This is a genomic window from Asanoa ferruginea (assembly GCF_003387075.1).
Taxonomy (GTDB): domain Bacteria; phylum Actinomycetota; class Actinomycetes; order Mycobacteriales; family Micromonosporaceae; genus Asanoa; species Asanoa ferruginea.
In genome coordinates this window covers 506,065-526,980 of record NZ_QUMQ01000001.1, presented here as the reverse complement: position 1 = coordinate 526,980, position 20,916 = coordinate 506,065, and the positions used below count along the sequence as shown (strand labels likewise).

Below are 20,916 nucleotides of genomic sequence, written 5' to 3'. Positions count from 1 at the left end.
TCTCGGCGGTCCGCGCCGGTGCCGCCACTGGTCTGCGCGCCGACGTGGCCTAACGCGCGGTCGCGGTCGACAACGCCGAGGTGTCGAGGAGTTGCGACAGCGGCGCCAGGGCGGTCGGGATGATCCAGTAGTAGACCCAGGTGCCGCGGCGCTCGCAGTCGATGAGGCCGGCATCGCGGAGCACCTTGAGGTGGTGGGAGATCGTCGGGCCCTTGACGTCGAAGGCGTCGGTGAGGTCGCAGACGCACACCTCGTCGCCGGCCCGGGCGGCGATGAGGGAGAGCAGGCGGAGCCGGACCGGGTCGCCGAGCGCCTTGAAGCCGCGCGCGAGGTCGGCGGCGGCGGCAGCGGTCAGTGCCTCGTCGACCATCGGAGTGCAGCACGCGGCAGTGCTGACGTCGGTGATCCTCAGTTGCGTTCCCACGACACTATCTTGACAACTATCGAATCAGCGTGCAACCGTCTGTCTTGATGGTTATCGAAACAGGCGGAGGTGTGTGTGATGACAACGCGTGATCAGGTGCGGGAGCGCTACGCGGCGGCCGCGGTCCGGGTGCTCGGCAACGCCGGCACGGCGCCGGGCTGCGGCTGTGGCCCGTCAGCCGAGGTCGGCGGCGGGTCGGCGGCCGAGGGCGGGTCGGCGGCCGAAGGCGGGTCGGCGGCCGAGGGTGGCTGCTGCGGGCCGTCGGTCGAGGCCGGCGGGTCGGCGGCCGGGGGCGGGTCGGCGGCCGGGGGCGGGTCGGCGGCCGAGGGCGGTTGCTGCGGGCCGTCGGTCGAGGCCGGCGGGTCGGCGGCCGGGGGCGGGTCGGCGGCCGAGGGCGGTTGCTGCGGGCTTTCAGCACAGGGCGGCGGGTCGGCAGCGGCGGCCGAGGGCGGCTGCTGCGGGCAGTCTGTGGAGGCGCAGTCAGACGGGTTCGGCGCCCGGCTCTACTCGGCGGCCGAGCGGTCGGAACTGCCCGGGGCGGCGTTGGAGGCCAGCCTCGGCTGCGGCAACCCGCTGATGGTCGCCGAGCTCAACGCGGGCGAGACGGTGCTCGACCTGGGATCGGGCGGCGGCATCGACGTCCTGCTGTCGGCTCGGCGGGTCGGTGCTGCCGGCAAGGCCTACGGGCTCGACATGACGGACGAGATGTTGGATCTGGCCCGCCGCAACGCCGCCGAGGCGGGAGCGACGAACGTCGAGTTCCTGCGCGGCCACATCGAGGACATCCCGCTGCCGGCGGACAGTGTCGATGTGGTGATCTCGAACTGTGTGATCAACCTGTCGACGGACAAGCCCGCGGTGTTCGCCTCGACCCACCGGGTCCTGAAGCCCGGCGGCCGGATCGGCGTCTCCGACATCGTGGCCGAGAACCACCTGAGCGCGGCCGAGCGGGCCGAGCGCGGCGAGTGGGTCGGCTGCATCGCGGGCGCACTCTCGATCGTCGAATACGAGCGGGGTCTTGTCGCGGCCGGTTTTGTCGACGTCGAGATCACGCCGACGCACGAAGTCGCCGCCGGCATGCACTCCGCGATCATCCGGGCGCGTAAGCCCGGCGCCTAGCCGGCGCCCGCGACTATTCGGCGGAGGCGGCGGCGGAAGCAGCGGCGGCCGCGCGGGTGCGGATTTCCTCCACCACCGATGGGTCGGCCAGCGTCGTGGTGTCGCCGAGGGTGCCCTCCTCGGCGATGTCGCGGAGCAGGCGACGCATGATCTTGCCGCTCCGGGTCTTCGGTAGCTCGGGTGTGAAGACGATGTTGGCCGGCATGGCCAGCCTGCCGATCTTCTCCGCCACATGCTGCCGCAGCGTCGCCACCGCCTGGCGGGAGCCGTCGCGACCGCCCTTGAGCGTCACATACGCCACGATCGCCTGGCCGGTCAGCTCATCCGGCCGGGCGCACACGGCGGCCTCGGCCACGGTCGGGTCGTCGACCAATGCGCTCTCGACCTCGACCGTCGAGATGCGGTGGCCGGACACGTTCATCACGTCGTCGATCCGGCCGAGCAGCCAGTAGTCGCCGTCGTCGTCGACGCGCGCCCCGTCGCCGACCAGGTAGTCGCCCGGGAAGCGCGACCAGTAGGTGGCGAGGTAGCGCGACGGGTCGCCGTGGATGCCGCGCAGCATCGCCGGCCACGGCTCGCGCAGCACGAGGAAGCCGCCCTCACCGGGCGTGACCGGATAGCCGTGGTCGTCGACGACCGAGGGCGTGACGCCGATGAACGGCCGGCCGGCCGAGCCGGGCTTGAGCGTGCTCACGCCGGGCAGCGGGCTGATCAGGATCATGCCGGTCTCGGTCTGCCACCACGTGTCGACGACCGGTGCGCGGCCGCCGCCGATGTGGGTGCGGTACCAGACCCAGGCCTCCGGGTTGATCGGTTCGCCGACGCTGCCGAGCAGCCGGATCGACGACAGGTCGTGCCGGCGGGCGAATTCCGGACCCCACTTCATGTGGGTGCGGATCGCGGTGGGCGCCGTGTAGAGCACCGTGACGCCGTAGCGCTCGACGATGTCCCACCACCGGTCCTTGTCCGGGAAGTCCGGCGTGCCCTCGTAGAGGACGCTCGTCACGCCATTACACAGTGGACCGTAGACGATGTAGCTGTGGCCGGTGATCCAGCCGATGTCGGCCGCGCACCAATAAACTGTTGATTGTTTGATGTCGAATACATAGTGGTGCGTGGTCGCGACGCCGACCAGATAGCCGCCGGTGGTGTGCACGATGCCTTTCGGCTTGGCGGTGGTGCCGCTCGTATACATGAGGAACAGCGGGTCCTCGGCGTCCATCGGCTCGCACGGGCAGTTGGCCGCGTCGTCGTCGACGTGGGCGCTGGCCTCGTGATACCAGAGGTCGCGGCCGGCGGTCATCGGTGTGTCGACCTCGGTGCGGCGCACGACCAGGCAACGGCGTACCCCCGGCGCGTTGGTCATCGCTTCGTCGGCGACCGGCTTGAGCGGCAGCGGCCGCCCGCGCCGCCACGACGCGTCCTGGGTGATCAGCACCTGGCAGCCCATGTCGTTGATCCGGCTGGCCAGCGAGTCGGCGGAGAAGCCGCCGAACACCACGGTGTGCGGTGCGCCGAGCCGGGCGCAGGCCAGCATCGCGACCGGCAGGTCGGGCACCATGCCCAGGTAGATGGCGACGTTGGTGCCGCGGCCCACACCGATCTTCTTCAGCGTGTTGGCGAAGCGCACCACCCGGCGCTGTAGGTCGGCGTAGGTGACGGCCAACCGGTCACCGACCGGCTCGCCCTCCCAGTGGAACGCGACCTTGTCGCCGGCGCCGGCCTCGACGTGCCGGTCGACGCAGTTGTAGCAGGCGTTGAGCTTTCCGCCGAGATACCACTTGGCGTAGGGCGGGGTCCACTCGCGCAGTGTCGAGAATGGAGTGAACCAGTCGACCCGCTCGCGGCCCTCCCGCTCCCAGAACGCGTCCGGGTCCTGTTCGTAGAAGCCGGGCCCGGCGTTGGCGTCGGCGAACTCGGGTGGCGGCGGGTAGCGCCGCTGCTCGGACAGCAGTGCGTCGATGTTGCGGTCGCCCATGACCCGGCAATTACCCGCTATTTCGCGGGATTCCCCGGCCGGACCCCGTTACGGGGCGGGATGGGCTGATGTGACGCCAGCGCGCTGGTCGATCAGGACGGCGACGCCGTCGAGGATGCGGGCGAGGCCGAAGTCGAGCGCCTGGTCCTGCTTGCCGCTGGTGCGCGCGTCGTCGATCGCCGCCGCCAACGCGGGGAAGCGGTCTTCGCGGCCGTGCACCAGGCCGGCGATCGCGTCGTCGAGAGCGGCCTCGGTGCCCGGCGGCGACCCGGCCGTCTGCTGCGCCAGGCTGCGGACGTGGCCGACCAGCGTCACCGCCACGTCGAGCATCTCGCTGCCGTCGAGCCCAGTGCCGGTCAGCGCGGCCACCGCCTCCTCGAGCCAACCGAGCTCGTTGGGGCCCATCACCCGGGCGCCGACCGAGGCCTCCAACGACCACGGATGGGCGGCGAACTCGACGAACAGCGCCCGGGACCACGCATCGAGCGCTGCCCGCCAGCCGAGGTCGCCACGCGGCGGCGGTCCGCCGAGGCCGATGTCGAGCATCAGCGCGACCAGTTCGGCCTTGCCCGGCACATACCGGTAGAGCGCCATCTTGGTCACCCCGAGCTGGTCGGCGACCCGCTGCATGGTGACGGCGGCCAGCCCGTCGGCGTCGGCGATGGCGATCCCGGCGCGCGCGATGTCGTCGACCGTGAACGCCGGCCGCGGCCCGCGCCGAGGCCCAGGGGAGGGCTCCCACAACAGCTTGTCCATCGTCGCCACCTTAGGGGTTGCAGCCGCGAGGAAACTGTGTCTATCGTAAACTGCATCCAACAGACACAGTTAATGGGGGTACGAGAGATGTCCAGCGCGCTCAGTGGGTTCCGGGTGCTGATCTCCGGGGCGGGGATCGCCGGGCCGGCGCTTGCCTGCTTCCTCAATGACGCCGGTGCCGAGACGACCGTGGTGGAGATCGCGCCGGGGTTGCGCAACAGCGGGTTCGCCGTCGACTTCCGCGGGCCCACGCATATGCGGGTGCTGGAGCGGCTCGGCGTGCTCGACGAGCTCAAGGCCGTCCAGACGCACGCCGGCGCGATGCGCACCGTCGACGCGGCCGGGCGGACGATCTTCGAACTGCCGGCCGAGTTCGCCGGTGGCGACGTCGAGGTGCGCCGGCGCGACCTGACCGCCGTGCTGCACCGGCGCAGTGCCGACCGCACCAGCTACGTGTTCGGCGACTCGATCGCCACCCTGCGCGACGGGCCCGACGGCGTCGAGGTCGAGTTCCGCAGCGGTCGGCAGGTGACCTACGACGCGGTGATCGGTGCCGACGGGATCCACTCGACGGTCCGGCGGCTGGCCATCGGGCCGGAGGACACGTTCGTCAAGCACCTCGGCTACCACATCGCCGGTTGGGACGTGCCCAACGACGTGGGCGCGCTGCTCGCGGTGTCGCAGGCCTACAACGTGCCGGGCCGGATGGCGAGCGTCGCCGCCGACGACCGGGACCCGGACCGCGCCGGTGCGATGGTCGTCTGGTCGTCGGGGGCGCTCGGCGTCGGGTGGCTCGACGTGCCGGCCCAGAAGCGCGCCATCCACACGGCCTTCGCCGGCCTTGGGTGGCACGTGCCAAAACTGCTGGCCGGCCTGACCGAGGTGCCCGACCTCTACTTCGACTCGATCAGCCGGGTGTCGGTGCCGCGCTGGCACGCCGGCCGGGTGGCGCTGCTGGGCGACGCCGCGTGGGGCGTCACGCTCGGCGGCATGGGTGTCGGCACCGGCGTGGTCGGTGCCTACGTGCTGGCCGGCGAGTTGGCCCGGACCAATGGCGACCCGGGGACCGCTTTCCCGGCGTACGAGAAATGGATGCGCTCTTTCGCCGGTCGTTGGCAGAAAGGCGCGAGCCCGGGGCACTTCCTGGCCCCGTCGAGCCGGCCCGGCCTGTGGCTGCGCAACACGATGTTCCGCCGGGCCGCGGTCCGCCGGCTGCTGGTGAGCAGCTCGACGTCGCTGGCCAGCTCGGCCGATCTGCCGGACTATTCCTGACCGGCTTCACCCGATCGGGGCACGTCTGCCGGCCGGTCCGGGTCGTTAGGCCCAAGGCTGGTTGGCAGACGACCCCCGGGGGCACGTTTTGACGTCCGTAGTTCCAAAGCCGATCGTGACGCGTCCGTGGCCGGTGCGGGAGCAGGTGCGTGGTTCCGCGCTCGGCCGCCTGATCCGGACCACCGACGCCAAGCAGATCGGCATCCTCTACCTGACCACGGCGTTCGGCTTCTTCGTGGCCGGCGGCATCATGGCGCTGCTGATGCGCGCCGAACTCGCCCGGCCGGGACTCCAGTTCCTGTCGACCGAGCAATACAACCAGCTCTTCACGATGCACGGCACGATCATGCTGTTGCTGTTCGCGACGCCGATCCTGTTCGCGTTCGCCAACTTCATCGTGCCGCTCCAGATCGGTGCGCCGGACGTCGCGTTCCCGCGGCTCAACGCGTTCGCGTACTGGCTGTATCTGTTCGGTGGTTCGCTGGTCCTGCTCGGGTTCCTGACACCCAGCGGTGCCGCCGACTTCGGCTGGTTCGCCTACACGCCGCTGAGCGATGTGGAGAACTCGCCGGGCATCGGCCCCAACATGTGGGTGTTCGGCCTGGTGATCTCCGGTCTGGGCACGATCCTCGGCGGCGTCAACATGATCACCACGATCATCACGCTGCGGGCGCCCGGCATGACCATGTTCCGGATGCCGATCTTCACCTGGAACATCCTGGTCACCAGCCTGCTCGTCATCCTGGTGTTCCCGCTGCTCGCGGCCACCCTGCTGGCGCTGGGCGCCGACCGAATACTCGATGCCAAGGTCTATGAACCGTCAGCCGGCGGTCCACTGCTCTGGCAACACCTCTTCTGGTTCTTCGGCCATCCCGAGGTCTATATCGTCGCGTTGCCGTTCTTCGGCATCGTCACCGAGGTCATCCCGGTCTTCTCGCGCAAGCCGCTGTTCGGCTACAAGGGACTGGTCGGCGCCACCATCGCGATCGCCGCGCTGTCGATGACCGTGTGGGCGCACCACATGTTCGCCACCGGCCAGGTGCTGCTGCCGTTCTTCAGCTTCCTCAGCTATCTGATCGCGGTGCCCACCGGAGTGAAGTTCTTCAACTGGATCGGCTCGATGTGGCGCGGCCAGATCACGTTCGAGACGCCGATGCTGTTCTCCATCGGCTTCCTGGTCACCTTCCTGCTCGGCGGCCTCACCGGCGTGTTGCTGGCCAGCCCGCCGGTCGACTGGCACGTCTCGGACTCCTACTTCGTGGTGGCGCACTTCCACTACGTACTCTTCGGCACGATCGTGTTCGCGGTCTATTCCGGCGTCTATTTCTGGTTCCCGAAGATGTTCGGCCGGATGCTCGACGACCGGCTCGGCAAGGTGCACTTCTGGCTGACCTTCATCGGCTTCCATACAACGTTCCTGGTGCAGCACTGGCTGGGCAACGAGGGGATGCCGCGGCGCTACGCCGACTATCGGCCGACCGACGGCTTCACGACGCTCAACGAGATCTCGACGATCGGCGCGTTCATCCTCGGTGCGTCGACGATCCCGTTCATCTACAACTGCTGGAAGGCCTACAAGGCCGGTCCGGTGGTGCTGGCCGACGACCCGTGGGGACACGGCAACTCGCTGGAGTGGGCGACCTCCTCGCCGCCGCCGCTGCGCAACTTCGACCGGATGCCGCGGATCCGCTCCGAGCGGCCGGCGTTCGACCTGAAGTTCCCGGAACTCGCGGCCGGCTCCCAGTCGATCGCCGGCCCGCCGGAGGGTGGGGCCAAGCCGTTCAGCCGGGAGTCCGATGGCGGAGCCTCGTACCCGGAGGACACGTCCCGGCGCTGACGCGGCGCTCGCGAGACATCGAGAAATTTCGTTAGGTCTATTTACTGTTAGGTTTGTTTACCTTATCTTGGGCGCTAGAAGGGATCGGTATCGCTCTATGAAGTGAGGAGGACTTCATGCGTAGACGCATCATGCTTCCGGTGCTGACCGTCGCCGCCCTGCTGGTCTCGATGTTCGTGGCCGCGCCGGCTCAGGCGCACGGTTACATCTCCTCACCACCCAGCCGACAGGCGCTGTGCGCGCAGGGTGTGGTGCCAAACTGCGGTGACATCGTGTACGAGCCGCAGAGTGTCGAAGCGCCCAAGGGCTCGATGCAGTGCAACGGCGGCGGCAGCCGGTTCAGCGTGCTCAACGACAACAGCCGCAACTGGCCGGCAACCTCGGTCGGGCAGAGCGTGACGTTCAACTGGGTGCTCACCGCCCGGCACTCGACCAGCACGTGGGAATACTTCGTCGGCGGCAGCCGGATCGCGGTCTTCGACGACCACGGCGCGCAGCCCGGCGCCACCAAGTCGCACAACGTCAGCCTCGGCGGCCGCACCGGCCGGATCACCGTGCTGGCCCGGTGGAATATCGCCGACACTGTGAACGCCTTCTACGCCTGTGTCGACCTCCAGGTCGGCAGTGGCGGTGGCGGCGGCACCAACCCGCCACCGCCGCCTCCGCCGACGAGTTGCGGTACGGCGTGGAGCGCGAGCGCGGTCTACAACGGCGGCGCGATCGTCTCCTACAACGGCCGGCGCTGGCAGGCCCAGTGGTGGACGCAGGGCGAGACGCCCGGCACCACCGGCGAGTGGGGCGTCTGGCGCGACCAGGGCGCCTGTTCCTGAACCGATTGGGGTGCCTGCCGTCGGGTGGGCACCCCTGTCCTTGCTCTGCACCCCTGTGGGCAGCACCTCTAACGGTTAGCTGTTGCCTGTGGGGGTGCAGAGCAAAGCGTCCTCGCTTTGTTCTGCTGCCAGATAGGCAGCACCGCTAATGGTTGGGTGCGGCGTACATGGCAGCAGAGCAAGGCCTCCTTGCTCTGCTGCCACATGGGCAGCACCGCTAACGGTTAGCTGCGGCGTATCTGGCAGCAGAGCAAAGCCTGAGAACGAGCGCGGGAGGCCTGGTGACCAGACGGCGATGGGCAGTGCTGGCGGCGCTGGCGGCGGTGCTGCTCGCCGGGTGCGGCAAAGCGGACCAGGCGGCCGCGCCCGCACCGTCCTACAACGACACCGACGTGATGTTCCTCCAGATGATGCTCGCCCACCACGAGCCCGAGGCGAAGCTGCTCGAGCTGGGCAAGAAGCAGTCGCGCGACCCAGCGGTGCGGCAGGTCGCGGTCGAGCTCGACATCGAGCAGGCGGCCGACACGCGCACGATCCGAGACCGCCTCACGGGCTGGGGTCAGCCGCTCGTCTCGACCGCGAACCACAGCGCGCACGAGGCGCACGGTGGGCTGCCGCTGCTCGACGACGCCGAGTTGCTCCGGCTCGCCAGCCTGACCGGCGACGAGTTCGACAGCACGTTTCTCACCATGCTGATCGGCCACCAGCACGGCGCCGTGGAGTTGGCCCACATGGAGACCGCCACCGGCGTTGACCCGGCGACCCGGGAACTGGCCGCGCGCACCGACGAGACCGTCCGCGCCCAGCTCCAACAACTCCTGAAGATGGTCGCCTAGAAGACCACCCGGGCCGCCTCCAGTGGGCTGTCGGGAGGCAGGTCGACGCCGTCGCGGCCCGAGAGGTGCAGCATCATCGCCAGCGTGTCGGCGGTGACCGACTCGACCGGCGCGCTGCCGCCGATCTGCCAGGTGCTGCCGGCCGGGCCGGTCAGTTCCAGCCGCAGCGGCGGCCGGCGCCAGGCCTTGTCGAGGTCGCGGACGACCTGGCCGACGATCTCGTGGTCGTGGTCGTCGACCTCGAACGGACGTCCGGTGGCTCGGGACAGCTCGATCCGGTGCATCCAGGTGTCGCGCGCGACGATCACGTCGACGAAGTAGCCGAGGTTGGGCTCGGCCAGCGGCGGCTCGGGGTAGAAGCGCTCGGTCGAGATCTTCCGCAGCACGCCGGGCATCAGCCGGATCCTTCTGATCGCGACCGGCCCGTAGCGGGCCAGGTGAGCGACCAGCGCGGCGGGCGGTAGCCGCCCGAGGTCGTCGATCTGCACCTGGTTGTGCGCGTCGAGCGCGATCCGGTCCGGGTAGCGCCGGCGGCCCGTGCGCAGCCGGCGCAGCAGCGTCGTCGGCCGGGCGAGCTCCTCGTATTGGCCGCAGACGTGTGCGGCCACGTCTCGTACGGTCCACTCGTCGCAGTCGGTGGCCAGCGCCCAGTCGGTGTCGCCAAGGGACGCCAGCAGGTCGCTGAACGCGCGCAGCTCCGCCGCGGCGACGTCGGCCGCGCGGCGCCGGCTCAGCGCGTACGGGCGGATGTCCTTGGCCATCGAGATCACTCCTTCCTTAGAAAGCTAAGCGCGACGCGCCGATCAAGGTGCCCAAATTCGCCTAGGTTCCGTTATTCACCTTTTATGCGAAGTTTCTCTGCATATAGTCGCCGAAGGGAGAGTTGTGAAGGGAGAAACTCATGGGGAAACTGCGCACGAGGGTGGGCTTGGGCGCGGCGGTGATCGGGCTCGGTCTGGCGCTTGGAGCGCCGGCCTTCGCGGACGGCGGCAGCTTCAGGATCAACAGTCCGCAGAGCGGCTCGACCATCTCAAGCACTCCGACCATCCAGGGTATGGGCCGGCCAGGTGCCCGGGTCGCGGTCGAGGCGATCAACCAAAACCAGCAGCACCGCGACAGCTACGGCCCGCAGGGGAACGGTCCCCAGGGCAACGGCCCGCAGGGCAACGCTCCGCAGGGGAATGGTCCGCAGGGCAACTACCCGCAGGGCAACAACCAGGGCAACGAGGCGGCCGGCACCTGCAACACGACCGTCGCGCAGAACGGCTTCTGGTCCTGCACGATCTCGCCGGCCCTGCGCTCCGGGCGCTACCGGGTGATCGCGCGACAGAGCCTGCCGGGCGCTGACAACGAGGTGGCGTCCGTCGACAACCTGCTGGTGCCCGGTGGCAACCTGCCGGTCACCCCGGGCCCCGACCCGGTTCCGGTCGTCGCGGGCGGCCTGGTGCTGCTCGCCGGCGGTGCGGTCGTCGTCGCGATGACCCGCGCACGCCGGCGCGCTCGGCACGCGGCCTGACAAGCACAATCCTGAGGCGGAGCCGCTCGGCTCCGCCTCAGGCGTTTCCGGCGCCAGGATCCACGGGTAGAGGTGACCCCATGAACGACGAGCACCGCCGGCCGCCGGGACTCGACGACGTCACCGTCGCCGCGCTCGGCAAGCTCAGCGAGGCGCTGGAGACGGTGGAGCGGGTCCGGGGCCACTTGTATTCCGTACACCAGCTCACCGGGCATGCCGACCTGATGCTCGATGAAGCGGTCGACCTGCTCCGGCAGGCGGGCCAGGTCGAGTTGGCCGACGCGGTGCGCGACGAGTTGATCGGCCGCAACGTCATCGAGGGCCGGTGGACCTACCAGATCGTCGAAGACTATGACGAGGGCTATTACGCGGCCTTCCGCGACCTCGAGGCCCGGGCCCGCGGCCAACTCGCCGGCGGGCGCCGGCACATCTTCGAGGCCGAGATGAAGGACCGCCGGCGCACCAAGGGCCGCCGCGGCCACGAAGCCGGCCCTCAGTAACCGCTGCCGCTCAGCACGGCCGACGGCCGCAGGATCGAGTCGAGCCAGCCCAACGCCCGCGCGTGGAACAGCGTGCGGGCGCCGGCCTCGCAGTGGTCGCCGGCACCCTCGGCGATGCTGAAGGTGATCAGCTCCTTGCGGGTGGTCAGCGCGTCGTAGAGCTGCGGTGACTGGGCGCCGAGCGGGTCGCCCTCGGCGTGGCAGATCAGCATCGGGCAGGTGATCCGCTGGGCCCGGCCCTTCATCGTGTAGTCGCGCAGCATGTCGATGTAGGTCACCGAGTCGGCCGCGCCGTGCACGAGTTGGCCGCGGCGCAGCGACCAGCCCACCGTCGGCCGCTTCTCCAGCCGGCCGAGCGTCGCGCGCACGATCGCCGTCGACGACGAGCGGCCTTCGGCGAAGCCGCGCGCCACCGGGGCCGGCATCCGTTGCAGCACCGCGTCGAACAGGTCGTACTCGCCGCCGTCGGCGATGCAGGCGGCCAACCGGTGCTCGGCGCTGGCCGCCCGCGGCGCCAGGTAGCCGCCCAGGCTCAGGCCGATCAGCGCGATCCGGCTCGGGTCGACGCCCGGCTGCTCCAGCACGAAGTCGACCACCGGGGTGACCACGGCCTCCCAGTCCGGCCGCATCACCATGCCGCGCTGGAGCAGCGCGGAGCCCTGGCCGGGACCGTCGAACATCAGCACGTCGTAGCCGCGGGCCAGCGCCGCGGCGCCGTTCTGGAAGTAGAGCTCCTCGGCGGTGCTGTCGTAGCCGCCGCAGAGGATCACCATCGGCCGGTCGCGCAGGTCACCCTCGGCGCGGAGGAGATAGCCGGGCAGCGTGGTGTCGCTGTAGGGGATCTCCACCTGCCGGGGCGGGAACGGCATCAGCGCGGCGCCGCGCCGGAACGCGTCGGTCTGCCGCAGGTTGGCCTCCACGGCGCGCCGGTCCAACGGCGCGCCGAGCAGCATCGTGCCCGCGTTGCGGAAATAGCTCGACGCCCGCCAGTAGGCCAGGCGGGCGCTCTCGACGTGCCCGGCCGCCTCTTCCGCCTCGGCCAGCCCCTGCACCCGGGTCGCCGTCAGCGTCCACTCGCGGTACCAGCTCTCGAGGTCGGTGCCCTGCACCCGGGCCAGCGTCGCCAGGCATTCACCGATGTCCGCGCCGCCGTAAGGGGCGGCGCCCATGGTCCGGAGCGTCTGAGCACCGAACAGCTCGTCCTTGGCGCCGATCCTGGTCATCGCGACCTCCACCTGGGCTCGCCTCTGGCCAGCGTCGCACGGCCCCGACCTGGCAGGCTGGGGAAAGCCGAAAAGCAGAGGAGAATTCGATCATGACCAGTCGGGGGTACGAGGACTCGGCGCTGCCGCCGATCGTCCGGGAACTGGTGGTGCCGATCGGCCCGACCGAAGCCTTCGACCTCTTCACCGCGAAGATCGCCGACTGGTGGCCGCGCGGGTTCACCGCCGGCGGTGACGATCTTGTCGCCGTGGTGCTGGAGCCCCGGGTGGGCGGCCGGCTCTACGAGCGCGAGCGCGACGGCAGCGAGCACGGCTGGGGCGAGGTGGGCATCTGGGAATTCGCCGAGCGGGTGGCGCTGAGCTGGACGCACGCGCTGCGTACCCCTGGTGCCACGCTCGTCGATGTGAGCTTCGGCCCCGACGGCTCGGCCACCGACGTGCGCCTCGAACACAGCGGCTGGCACGCCGACCAGACCGCCGACCACGCCCGCTTCGCTGACGACGGCGGCTGGACGGCGGTCCTCGAGGCCTACCGGGCAAAGGCCGCCGGCTAGATCCGCCGCGCCACTCCCACGGCGGCGACGGCCAGCAGGGTCGACAGGGTCAGCGAGCCGGCGAACGACCACCATGCGCCGAGGCCGGCCAGCGACTGGAAGAGCAGCCCGGAGAAGGCCAGCGCGAGGCTGCCGCCGACCACGTCGCCGATGTTCTTGGCGGCGGTGTTGAAGCCCTGGGTGCCCGGTGCCGACGCGGCCAGCACCAGCGTGCTGACCCGCGGGTAGATCAGGCCCATCCCGCCGCCGGCCAGCAGCCAGCCCGCCCCGACGAACACCCAGTGCGCGCCGGTCAGCGTGGTCGCCAGTTCGGCGGCGGCGCCGGCGACGAGCAGCAGCGTGCCCAGCCGGATCACCCGCGCGTCGGTCCACCGGGTGCCGAGTCGGCCCTGCACGTGTGACGCGAGCGCCCAGGAGATCGAGCCGACCGTCAGCGTGAAGCCGGACAGCCAACTCGGCAGGCCGTAGCGGTCGTGCAGCAGCAGCGGCAGGTAGACCTCGGTGCCGAAGAACGTGCCGCCGGCGGCGGCGCTGAGCAGCACGGCGCCGGGCAGGCCGGGGCGGGCGCGCAGGGTGCCGGGTGGCAGCAGCGTGCGGACGGTCGCGACCACGGCCCCGGCGGCGAGCGCCGCCAGCAGCCAGCCGCGCGCGTCGGGCAGTTCGGGTGCGAGCCCGGCGGCGATCGCGGCCCCGGCGACGACGGCGGCCGTGGCGATCCGCCGCCCGCTGCGGCCGGTGCCCGCCTCGCCCGGCGGTAGCGGGCGGCGCAGCACCGGCACGATCACCAGCGTGGCCGCGACGACCAGGACCAGCACGCCGAGGAAGACCCAGTGCCAGCTCCAGGCGTCGGCGACCAGGCCCGCGACGAACGGGCCGACCATCCCCGGCACCACCCACGCGGCGGCGAACAGCCCGAAGATCCGCGGGTGCAGCGCGGCCGGGTAGACGCCGGCGATCAGCACGTAGAGCGCGACGGTGATGCCGCCGGCGCCCAGCCCCTGCAAGGCCCGGCCGGCGACGAACACCGCCATCGTCGGCGCCGTGCCGGCCACCGCCAGGCCGAGCGCGAAGACCGCGATGGCGGTCAGCAGCGCCCGCCGCGGGCCCCGCCGGTCGGCCCACGCGCCGGATGCCACCATGCCGACCACGCTGGTCGCGGTGGTGGCCACGAACGCCAGCGAGTAGAGCGCCCGCCCGTCGAGGTCGGCGGTGATGGTGGGCATCACGGTCGTGACGGCGAGTGCCTCGAAAGCGGCCAGGAACACCAGGCTGGTCGAGCCGGCGGTGGCCAGCGCGTAGCGGGCGGTGAAGAGGCGTGGTCGCGTTTCGACGGCGGTGATTGTCACCGCACGACTATGTGACTTGAAGCGGGCTTGAGGTCAACCGGTTATCGCGGCTGGGGTGTGTGCTCCGGCGGCACGACCTCGCCGGCGTGGACGGGGCCGGGCGGGGTGCCGTCGCCGAACGGGCGCCCGCCGAGCGCCTCCCGGCCGTGCGGGGTGAGCCAGCCCGACAGGTCGGGGCCCAGCGGCACGATCCCGGTCGGGTTGATGTCGCGGTGCACCTCGTAGTAGTGGCGCTTGATGTGGTCGAAGTCGACCGTGTCGCCGAAGCCGGGGGTGGCGAACAGGTCCCGCGCGTACGCCCAGAGCACTGGCATCTCGGTCAGCTTCTGCCGGTTGCACTTGAAGTGCCCGTGGTAGACGGCGTCGAAGCGGACCAGCGTGGTGAACAGCCGCACGTCGGCCTCGGTGATCGTGTCGCCGACCAGGTAGCGCTGCCCGGCCAGCCGCTCGGAGAGCAGGTCGAGACGATCGAAGAGCCGGTTGTAGGCCTTCTCGTAGGCCTCCTGCGTCCCCGCGAAGCCGGCCCGGTAGACGCCGTTGTTGACGTCGCGGAACACGCCGTCGTTGACCTCGTCGATCTCCGCGCGGAGCGCCTCCGGGTAGAGCTGCGGCGCGCCGGGGCGCTGGTAGTCGGTCCACTCGAGCGACATGTCGATGGTGATCTGCGGGTAGTCGTTGGTGACCACCTCGCCGGTCGTCACGTCGACGATGGCCGGCACGGTGATGCCGCGCTCGTACCCCGGAAAACGCTTGAAGAACGCCTCCTGGAGCCGCTCCATGCCGAGCACCGGGTCACGCCCGCCCGGAGCGAGGTCGAAGGTCCAGCTCCGCTTGTCGTGGGTCGGTCCGGCGATCGCCATCGAGATGGCGTCTTCCAGGCCGAGCAGCCGGCGGACGATGACCGCCCGGCTGGCCCACGGGCAGGCCCGGCTGACGACGAGGCGGTAACGGCCGGGCTCGACGGGGTAGCCGTCGCGCCCGTCCCGGGTGATCCGGGTGGCGATGTAGCGCTGGTCACGGGTGAACTCACCGGTGGGGTTGACGTAAACGCCCTGCCCGGTCGCGGTTTCCGACATGCGTCCCATACTGCCTCGCGATCGTCCGAGCCGCTTCCCCCCAAGTTGCGCTCCGGGGTAGCTTGACCAAGCATCGATGCTGGTCGAGTTTCCCGTCCCGAACGCCAGGAGGCAGTCATCCATGTGCGTCAACGACCAACAGGCAATCCAGAACGCCCAGCCGCTGGGTGAGGAGCAGCTGCGCACGCTGACCAGGCGCGGCGCACTGCGGGCCGCGGGTGTCGCGGCAGCGGCCGGCGCCGTCGGAGCGGTGGGCCTGTCGGCCGCGCCGGCGAGTGCGGCCAGCCGCGGCGGCGGTCACGGCCGGGTTCCCCGTGACCACATCAGCGTCCAGCTCTACACGTTGCGCGACCAGCTCAACGCCGATCTGGAGGGCACGCTGGCCGCGCTCGCCGACATCGGCTACACCCGGGTCGAGCACGCCGGTTTCGTCGGGCGGACCGCCGCCCAGTTCAAGGCCGCGCTCGACGCCGTCGGGCTGCGCTCGACGTCGGGCCACGTCGCGATACCCCAGCCGTTCGACGCGGCGGCCTGGCAAAAGTCACTCGCCGACTCCCGGCTGCTCGGCTCGCGCTACATCGTCCACCCGTTCTTCGGGGTCGGCGCCAACGGCATCATCCGCGACTCGGCGACCTGGCGGGCGTTCGCCCGCGACCTCAACAAGGCCGGTGCATTGGCCCGCAAGGCCGGGCTCGACTTCGGCTACCACAACCACCACTTCGAGTTCTTCCGCCTCGACGGTGGCACCCGCACCGCTTACGACATCATCACCGAGGAGACCGACCCCGACCTGGTGCACCTCGAGATGGACCTGTTCTGGGTCACCCGCGGCGCCAACGACCCGGTCGACCTCATCCGCGCCAACCGCGGCCGGATCCGGCAGTTCCACGTGAAGGACATGAACGACGCGGGTTCGTTCGAAGACGCCGGCCAGGGCGTCATCAACTTCGCCCGGATCTTCGAGCACGGCCGCGAGGCGGGCATCGACGAGTTCATCATCGAGCGCGACGACGCCGGCACCGCACCTCGGCAGCCCGCCGACGCGATCAGCACCGCGCGGGTCGGCTTCAACTACCTGGCAAACCTCAGGTTCTAGGTTTCGTACGGAGGGGCCGCGGCCGCACCGACCGGTGTGCCGCGGCCGAACTCCTCGCGCAGCGTGCGCATGGCGAGTTCGACGACGTCGATCAGCGTCTCCTTGACCGCCTCGCGGCGGCGGGCGTCGGTCATCACCAGCGGCACCTTGGGCGGGATGGCCAGCGCCTCGCGCACCTCGTCGGCCTCGTAGGTCGGCGCGCCCTCGAAGCAGTTGAGGGCGACCAGGTAGGGCACGTCGTGGTTCTCGAAATAGTCGAGCGGCGCGAACGCGTCGGTGATCCGCCGGGTGTCGACCAGCACCACCGCGCCGACCGCGCCGCGCATCAGCTCGTCCCACATGAACCAGAACCGCGTCTGCCCGGGCGTGCCGAACAGGTAGAGGATGAGGTCGTCGGCCATGGTGATGCGGCCGAAGTCCATCGCCACCGTGGTGGTCTCCTTGCCCGGCACCTTCGAGGCGTCGTCGATCCCCGCGCCGGCCTGGGTCAGCAACGCCTCGGTGGTCAGCGGGGTGATCTCGGAGACCGCGCCCACCATCGTCGTCTTGCCCACGCCGAACCCGCCGGCGATGACGATTTTCGCGGAGATGATGCCCCGGGCCCGCTCAGAGCCTGCGTAGTCCACTTAGCACCCTTTCCAAGACGTGCATCCGTTCCTCGTACCTCTCCGCTGGTGCCGCGCTGTGCAGTGCCAGCAGGCCCTCGGCGACCATGTCGGCCACGATCACCCGGGCGACGCCGAGCGGGAGCCGGGTGTAGGCGGCGATCTCCGCCAGCGACTGCGGGGTGGACTGGCAGATCTGCGCGATCCGGTATTTGTCGTGCCCGGCGAAGCGCGCCTCGGAGACGGCCCGCTCGCTCGCCGACAGCACCGCCTCCAGCGCGATGTGTTGCAGTGGCTCGGTCCGGCCACGGGTAACCGCGTATGGGCGCACCAGTGCGCCCCGGGGATCGCCGGACGGCGGTTCCATGCGCGGTTACCTCCTCACGGTCGTGCGCGGGCGGCTCCACTGTGCTCAGTTGCTCGTCAGGACCGGCGGCCGATGACGGCTTCGCGGCGGTCCGGCGACAATGCCTTGCCGACGCGTTCGACCAGCAGCGCCATCTCGTAGCCGACCTGGCCGACATCGCTGTTGCGGGCGGCCAGCACGGCCATCGACGAGCCGTCGCTGATGGCCATCAGGAACAGATAGCCGCTGTGCATCTCGATCACCGTCTGGAGCACGTTGCCGCCGTCGAACATCCGCGCCGCGCCGGTGGTCAGGCTCACCACGCCGGCGGTGATCGCGGCGAGCTGGTCGGCCCGGTCGGCCGGCAGGTCCCGTGACGAGGCGAGCAGGAGGCCGTCGGCCGACACCGCGACGACGTGGGCGATGCCCGCCACGCTGTCGGCGAAGTTGCTCAGCAGCCAGGCCATGTCCTGCATGGTCGGTGCCCGGTTCATCGGTTCTCCTTGCTGGGCGGTGGGTTGTCGAGCTCGGCACTGGCCGTGCGGCCGCGCTGGACGCCGCGGTGATAGGCCGACAGCAGGCCGCGGACCTCGTCCGGCGCGCGCTTGAGGTCTTCCCGCGGGCGGGTCTCCACGCCGCCGGGCACCAGTTGCGCCTGTGGCACCCGCTTCGGCAGGCCGGATCGGGTGGTGCCGTCGGTGGTCGGCGTCGCGGCCCGGCCAGCCCTGGCCCAGCCTTCGTCGGCCGCGGTCCGCCAGAGTTCCTCGTCGGCGGGGTTGCGCTGGTCGGCCGGTGGCCGGCCGCCGCCGGTCGGCGCGGTTTGCGGCGGGATCACGTGCCGCACGGCCGGGGCCGGCGGGACCTCGGCGGGCGGGGCTGCCGGGGGTGGGGCTGCCGGGGGTGGGGCGGCTGGGGGTGGGGCGGCCGGGGATGGCGGTTGGGCGGGCGGTTTCGCGGTCGGGAGGTAGTTGTCGCTGGGCAGGTGCAGAATCTGCGTCGAGGTGTGGCCGTGCGACTGGAACCAGACGGCTTCCATCTCCCGGAAGATTGGCATTTCGGTGGTCGCCTCCCGGCTGGGCTCGGCGAGCAGCGCGGGGTCCGCGCTCGGGACAGGTGAAACAGGCGGTGGCACTTCCCACTGGGGCGGCGCGGTCAGCGTCGCCGCCGAGCCGCGGGTGGCCCACGCGCTCGCGCCGGGCGCGTGCCCGTTGCTCGCGGCCTCGGCCGCTGCCGGCACCCGCTTGCGCGGCAGCAGGGTGGCCGGGCGGCCCGGGCTCTGCGGCACCACCACGATTTCGGCCGGCAGCGTGACCAGTGCGACCGTGCCCTGGTCGATGGTTCGCCGCAACTCGACCTGGATCCGGTAGCGGGACGCCAGCCGGGCCACGACCGCGAGGCCCATCAGCCGGAACGCCGAGACGTCGACCGGCGACGGAGCCTGCAACCGCTGGTTGAGCTCTTCGAGCTGGTCGTCGGCCAGGCCCAGGCCGCGGTCTTCGACCTGCACCACGACGTAGTCGCGGATCCGTCGCGCGTCGGCGACCACCACCGTGTTGGGCGGTGAGAACCGGGTGGCGTTGTCGAGCAGTTCCGAGAGGATCCGCACGACGTCGTTGACGGCCTTGGCCGACACCGAGATGTCGGGATCGACGGTGCCGAACTCGATCCGGTTGTAGAACTCCACTTCGGACTGTGCGGCCCGCAGAGCGTCGATCAGCAGCGCGTCTTCGCGCCGCGGTGGTGCCGTGTCGGCGCCGGCCAGGACCAGCAGGTTCTCGTCGTTGCGCCGCATCCGGGTGGCCAGGTGGTCGAGCACGAACAGCTTGGCCAGCCGCTTCGGGTCTTCCTCGCCGCGCTCGATCGCGTCGAGCTCGCCGATGATCCGGTCGACCAGCGTCTGGCTGCGCCGGGCCAGGGTGAGGAACATCGCGGAGACGCTGGTGCGCAGGGCGGCCTGCTCGGCCGCGATCCGCACGGCCTCCCGGTGCACCACGTTGAACGCCGCGGCCACCTCGCCGACCTCGTCGCGATTCGTGAGCCGGATCGGGTCGCGTACCTCGTTGACGATCTCTTCAACGCCCCCCTCGCCGAGCTTCTCCAGCTCGCGCAGCCGGCCGACCGCCTCGGGCAGCCCGTGGTTGGCCACCGAGAGCGCGCCGTCGCGCAGCCGGAACAGCGAACTGTTGAGCGACCGGGCGATGGCGATCGCCAGCAGCAGCGCGGCCAGCAGCACGACCAGCACCAGCGAGCCTTCGATGGTGGCCTGCTGGACCGCGTCACCGCGGGCGGTTTCGGCCTGGCCGAGCAGGTCGCGCTCCAGCTTGGTCTCGGTGTAACGCATCAGGTCGGTGACGGCGCCGATGGCCGGGCTGCCGACGCTGGGTGGGAACGGCGCCGCCTCGCCGACCGAGCGGGTCAGCGCGGCCGAGATCGAGTCGCCGAGCAACACGGCGTCGCCCGTGACCGTGCGGGCGACCTCACCCTGCTGCCACGCCGACGCCGAGCCGGCGAACGCGACGAACGCCTCCTGCTGGCTGGTCAGCGTCGCGACGAAGGCGGAGAACTGTTCCTCGCTCAGGCCACCCGAGGAGAGGGCGACGAAGACGACCGCCTCCTCCTCGGCGGTGGCCGCTTTCGCGCGGGCGAACGCGGCCATCGCGCGCAGGCTCTCGGCGAGGTCGCCCTCACCGGAGACCTGGCCGAGGGTGTCGCCGTAGGCGACCAGGTCGTTGAGCACGACGCCGTAGCGCAGCACCACTTCGGCGACCGACATCTGGCCGCGGGCCAGCGCTTCGTCGCGGATGCCGCCCAGGCCGGCGAGGTGGCCGTCGATGGCGGCGAGCCGGCGCTCGACCGGCTCGGGCAGGCCGGACAGGTTGGCCCGGCGGGCTTGGTAGGTGGTCACCAACGCGTCGGTGCTGCGTACGCGCAGGTTGTAGGCGTCGGCTTTGGCCTCCGGCGTGGCCAGGAACGCGGCCGCTGACATCCGCTCCTTGTGCAGGTTCTGCGTCAACGCCGAGACGTCGATGGAGATCTCGCTGAGGGAGCGGATGAGCGTCGCGTCGGAGGCCTGCCGGGAGACGTCGACCAGCCGGGCCGCGGCGAGCGCGACCACAGCGACCAACGGCACCAGCAGCAGCAGGCCGAGCTTCGAACGGATGCGCGCGTCAGCGAGGCGGGGCAACCCGCGCCGCTCGAGCCCGGGTGTCCCCGGGCCGCGCGTGGACAGCAACATCCGTCCGGTGCTCACGCCATCGCCTCCGTGGTGTTGAACGTGGCGGGTCCGCCACCGGTCGTCACGGCGCCCCCGCACTGCACGCGGCACGGCGGCGATTTCATCAGGTTTCGACCCTGGACGGAAGGGTGAAGCGGGTAGCAAACGGTCGGCGGGCACGCATCGGTCAGTCGGAGGTTCGGGGTGGCCATTCGGCCAATGCCCTGAGCTGCCTGGTCATGATCTGCGTATCCGCACGGGCACGTAAAGTAATGTCCATTGTGCGGACTCCGATCTCATATTTCGAGACACTCAGATATGTGAATGCCTGTGCTTGACCAGAGCTGATGTGGTTGGCAAGGTTTCACAACGCTTGCCGACCCCAGCC

20 protein-coding genes are annotated in these 20,916 nt (G+C 70.7%); 9 read left to right on the top strand and 11 right to left on the bottom strand.

Features of this window, described 5'->3' with window-relative positions; translation table 11 throughout:
• Window positions 1-49: 49 nt before the first annotated feature.
• Window positions 50-424 carry an ArsR/SmtB family transcription factor gene (locus DFJ67_RS02575; RefSeq protein WP_409362956.1) on the bottom strand — a complete coding sequence of 125 codons (375 nt, stop codon included), beginning with the start codon at window positions 422-424 and terminating at the stop codon, window positions 50-52.
• A gap of 78 nt (window positions 425-502) precedes the next feature.
• On the opposite strand from DFJ67_RS02575, the gene arsM reads away from it, so the two are divergent.
• Window positions 503-1,543: an arsenite methyltransferase gene (gene arsM, locus DFJ67_RS02570; RefSeq protein ID WP_116066377.1), complete on the top strand. Its 1,041-nt coding sequence runs from the start codon at window positions 503-505 to the stop codon at window positions 1,541-1,543.
• 13 nt (window positions 1,544-1,556) lie between these two features.
• Here the strand turns inward: arsM and acs are convergent, their stop codons facing one another.
• Both acs and DFJ67_RS02560 read right to left on the bottom strand, forming a co-directional pair.
• Complete coding sequence (gene acs / locus DFJ67_RS02565) at window positions 1,557-3,521, bottom strand: acetate--CoA ligase (RefSeq protein WP_116066376.1); 1,965 nt, start codon at window positions 3,519-3,521, stop codon at window positions 1,557-1,559.
• A gap of 48 nt (window positions 3,522-3,569) precedes the next feature.
• Window positions 3,570-4,277 (bottom strand): TetR/AcrR family transcriptional regulator, encoded by a 708-nt coding sequence (locus DFJ67_RS02560; RefSeq protein WP_116066375.1) that lies wholly within the window; start codon window positions 4,275-4,277, stop codon window positions 3,570-3,572.
• An 87-nt stretch (window positions 4,278-4,364) separates the two neighbouring features.
• On the opposite strand from DFJ67_RS02560, the gene DFJ67_RS02555 reads away from it, so the two are divergent.
• From DFJ67_RS02555 to DFJ67_RS02540, 4 genes are all read left to right on the top strand, one after another.
• Complete coding sequence (locus tag DFJ67_RS02555) at window positions 4,365-5,549, top strand: FAD-dependent monooxygenase (RefSeq protein ID WP_116066374.1); 1,185 nt, start codon at window positions 4,365-4,367, stop codon at window positions 5,547-5,549.
• 88 nt (window positions 5,550-5,637) lie between these two features.
• On the top strand, window positions 5,638-7,386 hold the full coding sequence (ctaD, locus tag DFJ67_RS02550) for an aa3-type cytochrome oxidase subunit I (RefSeq protein ID WP_116066373.1): 1,749 nt from the start codon (window positions 5,638-5,640) through the stop codon (window positions 7,384-7,386).
• A 116-nt stretch (window positions 7,387-7,502) separates the two neighbouring features.
• Window positions 7,503-8,216: a lytic polysaccharide monooxygenase gene (locus DFJ67_RS02545; RefSeq protein WP_116066372.1), complete on the top strand. Its 714-nt coding sequence runs from the start codon at window positions 7,503-7,505 to the stop codon at window positions 8,214-8,216.
• A 281-nt stretch (window positions 8,217-8,497) separates the two neighbouring features.
• Window positions 8,498-9,052, top strand: coding sequence for a DUF305 domain-containing protein (locus tag DFJ67_RS02540; RefSeq protein ID WP_147315399.1), 555 nt, complete (start codon window positions 8,498-8,500; stop codon window positions 9,050-9,052).
• On the opposite strand, the gene DFJ67_RS02535 is transcribed toward DFJ67_RS02540, so the two are convergent.
• Window positions 9,049-9,813, bottom strand: a complete 765-nt coding sequence (locus tag DFJ67_RS02535; RefSeq protein WP_147315398.1) for a maleylpyruvate isomerase family mycothiol-dependent enzyme — start codon at window positions 9,811-9,813, stop codon at window positions 9,049-9,051. The two genes, DFJ67_RS02540 and DFJ67_RS02535, sit on opposite strands and share 4 nt — an antisense overlap.
• Before the next feature lie 293 nt (window positions 9,814-10,106).
• Between DFJ67_RS02535 and DFJ67_RS02530 the strand changes: the two genes are divergently transcribed.
• Window positions 10,107-10,568 carry a hypothetical protein gene (locus DFJ67_RS02530; RefSeq protein ID WP_147315397.1) on the top strand — a complete coding sequence of 154 codons (462 nt, stop codon included), beginning with the start codon at window positions 10,107-10,109 and terminating at the stop codon, window positions 10,566-10,568.
• An 80-nt stretch (window positions 10,569-10,648) separates the two neighbouring features.
• The gene (locus DFJ67_RS02525) at window positions 10,649-11,068 is read left to right on the top strand and encodes a hypothetical protein (RefSeq protein ID WP_116066368.1); all 420 of its coding nucleotides are present in this window, start codon (window positions 10,649-10,651) and stop codon (window positions 11,066-11,068) included.
• Here the strand turns inward: DFJ67_RS02525 and DFJ67_RS02520 are convergent.
• Entirely contained in the window at window positions 11,062-12,291 is a 1,230-nt protein-coding gene (locus DFJ67_RS02520; protein ID WP_147315396.1) for an alpha/beta hydrolase family protein, read from the bottom strand. The two genes, DFJ67_RS02525 and DFJ67_RS02520, sit on opposite strands and share 7 nt — an antisense overlap.
• A gap of 92 nt (window positions 12,292-12,383) precedes the next feature.
• Here DFJ67_RS02520 and DFJ67_RS02515 point away from each other — a divergent pair, with 92 nt between their 5' ends.
• Entirely contained in the window at window positions 12,384-12,845 is a 462-nt protein-coding gene (locus DFJ67_RS02515) for an SRPBCC domain-containing protein (protein ID WP_116066366.1), read from the top strand.
• On the opposite strand, the gene DFJ67_RS02510 is transcribed toward DFJ67_RS02515, so the two are convergent.
• Together DFJ67_RS02510 and DFJ67_RS02505 are read right to left on the bottom strand one after the other, a co-directional pair.
• On the bottom strand, window positions 12,842-14,191 hold the full coding sequence (locus DFJ67_RS02510) for an MFS transporter (protein WP_203783952.1): 1,350 nt from the start codon (window positions 14,189-14,191) through the stop codon (window positions 12,842-12,844). The two genes, DFJ67_RS02515 and DFJ67_RS02510, sit on opposite strands and share 4 nt — an antisense overlap.
• Before the next feature lie 41 nt (window positions 14,192-14,232).
• On the bottom strand, window positions 14,233-15,276 hold the full coding sequence (locus DFJ67_RS02505; RefSeq protein WP_116066365.1) for a glutathione S-transferase family protein: 1,044 nt from the start codon (window positions 15,274-15,276) through the stop codon (window positions 14,233-14,235).
• A 112-nt stretch (window positions 15,277-15,388) separates the two neighbouring features.
• Here DFJ67_RS02505 and DFJ67_RS02500 point away from each other — a divergent pair, with 112 nt between their 5' ends.
• Window positions 15,389-16,363, top strand: a complete 975-nt coding sequence (locus DFJ67_RS02500; protein ID WP_116066364.1) for a sugar phosphate isomerase/epimerase family protein — start codon at window positions 15,389-15,391, stop codon at window positions 16,361-16,363.
• Here the strand turns inward: DFJ67_RS02500 and DFJ67_RS02495 are convergent.
• Genes DFJ67_RS02495 through DFJ67_RS02480 form a run of 4 tightly spaced genes read right to left on the bottom strand, consistent with a single transcriptional unit; the run spans window position 16,360 to window position 20,549 of the window.
• Window positions 16,360-16,989 (bottom strand): GTP-binding protein, encoded by a 630-nt coding sequence (locus DFJ67_RS02495; protein WP_116066363.1) that lies wholly within the window; start codon window positions 16,987-16,989, stop codon window positions 16,360-16,362. The two genes, DFJ67_RS02500 and DFJ67_RS02495, sit on opposite strands and share 4 nt — an antisense overlap.
• A complete protein-coding gene (locus DFJ67_RS02490) occupies window positions 16,970-17,335 on the bottom strand; it encodes a DUF742 domain-containing protein (protein ID WP_116066362.1) in 366 nt (121 codons plus the stop codon). The genes DFJ67_RS02495 and DFJ67_RS02490 overlap by 20 nt, the downstream gene beginning before the upstream one ends.
• A 56-nt stretch (window positions 17,336-17,391) precedes the next feature.
• A complete protein-coding gene (locus DFJ67_RS02485; RefSeq protein WP_116066361.1) occupies window positions 17,392-17,808 on the bottom strand; it encodes a roadblock/LC7 domain-containing protein in 417 nt (138 codons plus the stop codon).
• On the bottom strand, window positions 17,805-20,549 hold the full coding sequence (locus DFJ67_RS02480; RefSeq protein ID WP_116066360.1) for a sensor histidine kinase: 2,745 nt from the start codon (window positions 20,547-20,549) through the stop codon (window positions 17,805-17,807). Before DFJ67_RS02480 ends, DFJ67_RS02485 begins: the two co-directional genes overlap by 4 nt.
• Window positions 20,550-20,916 lie beyond the last annotated feature (367 nt).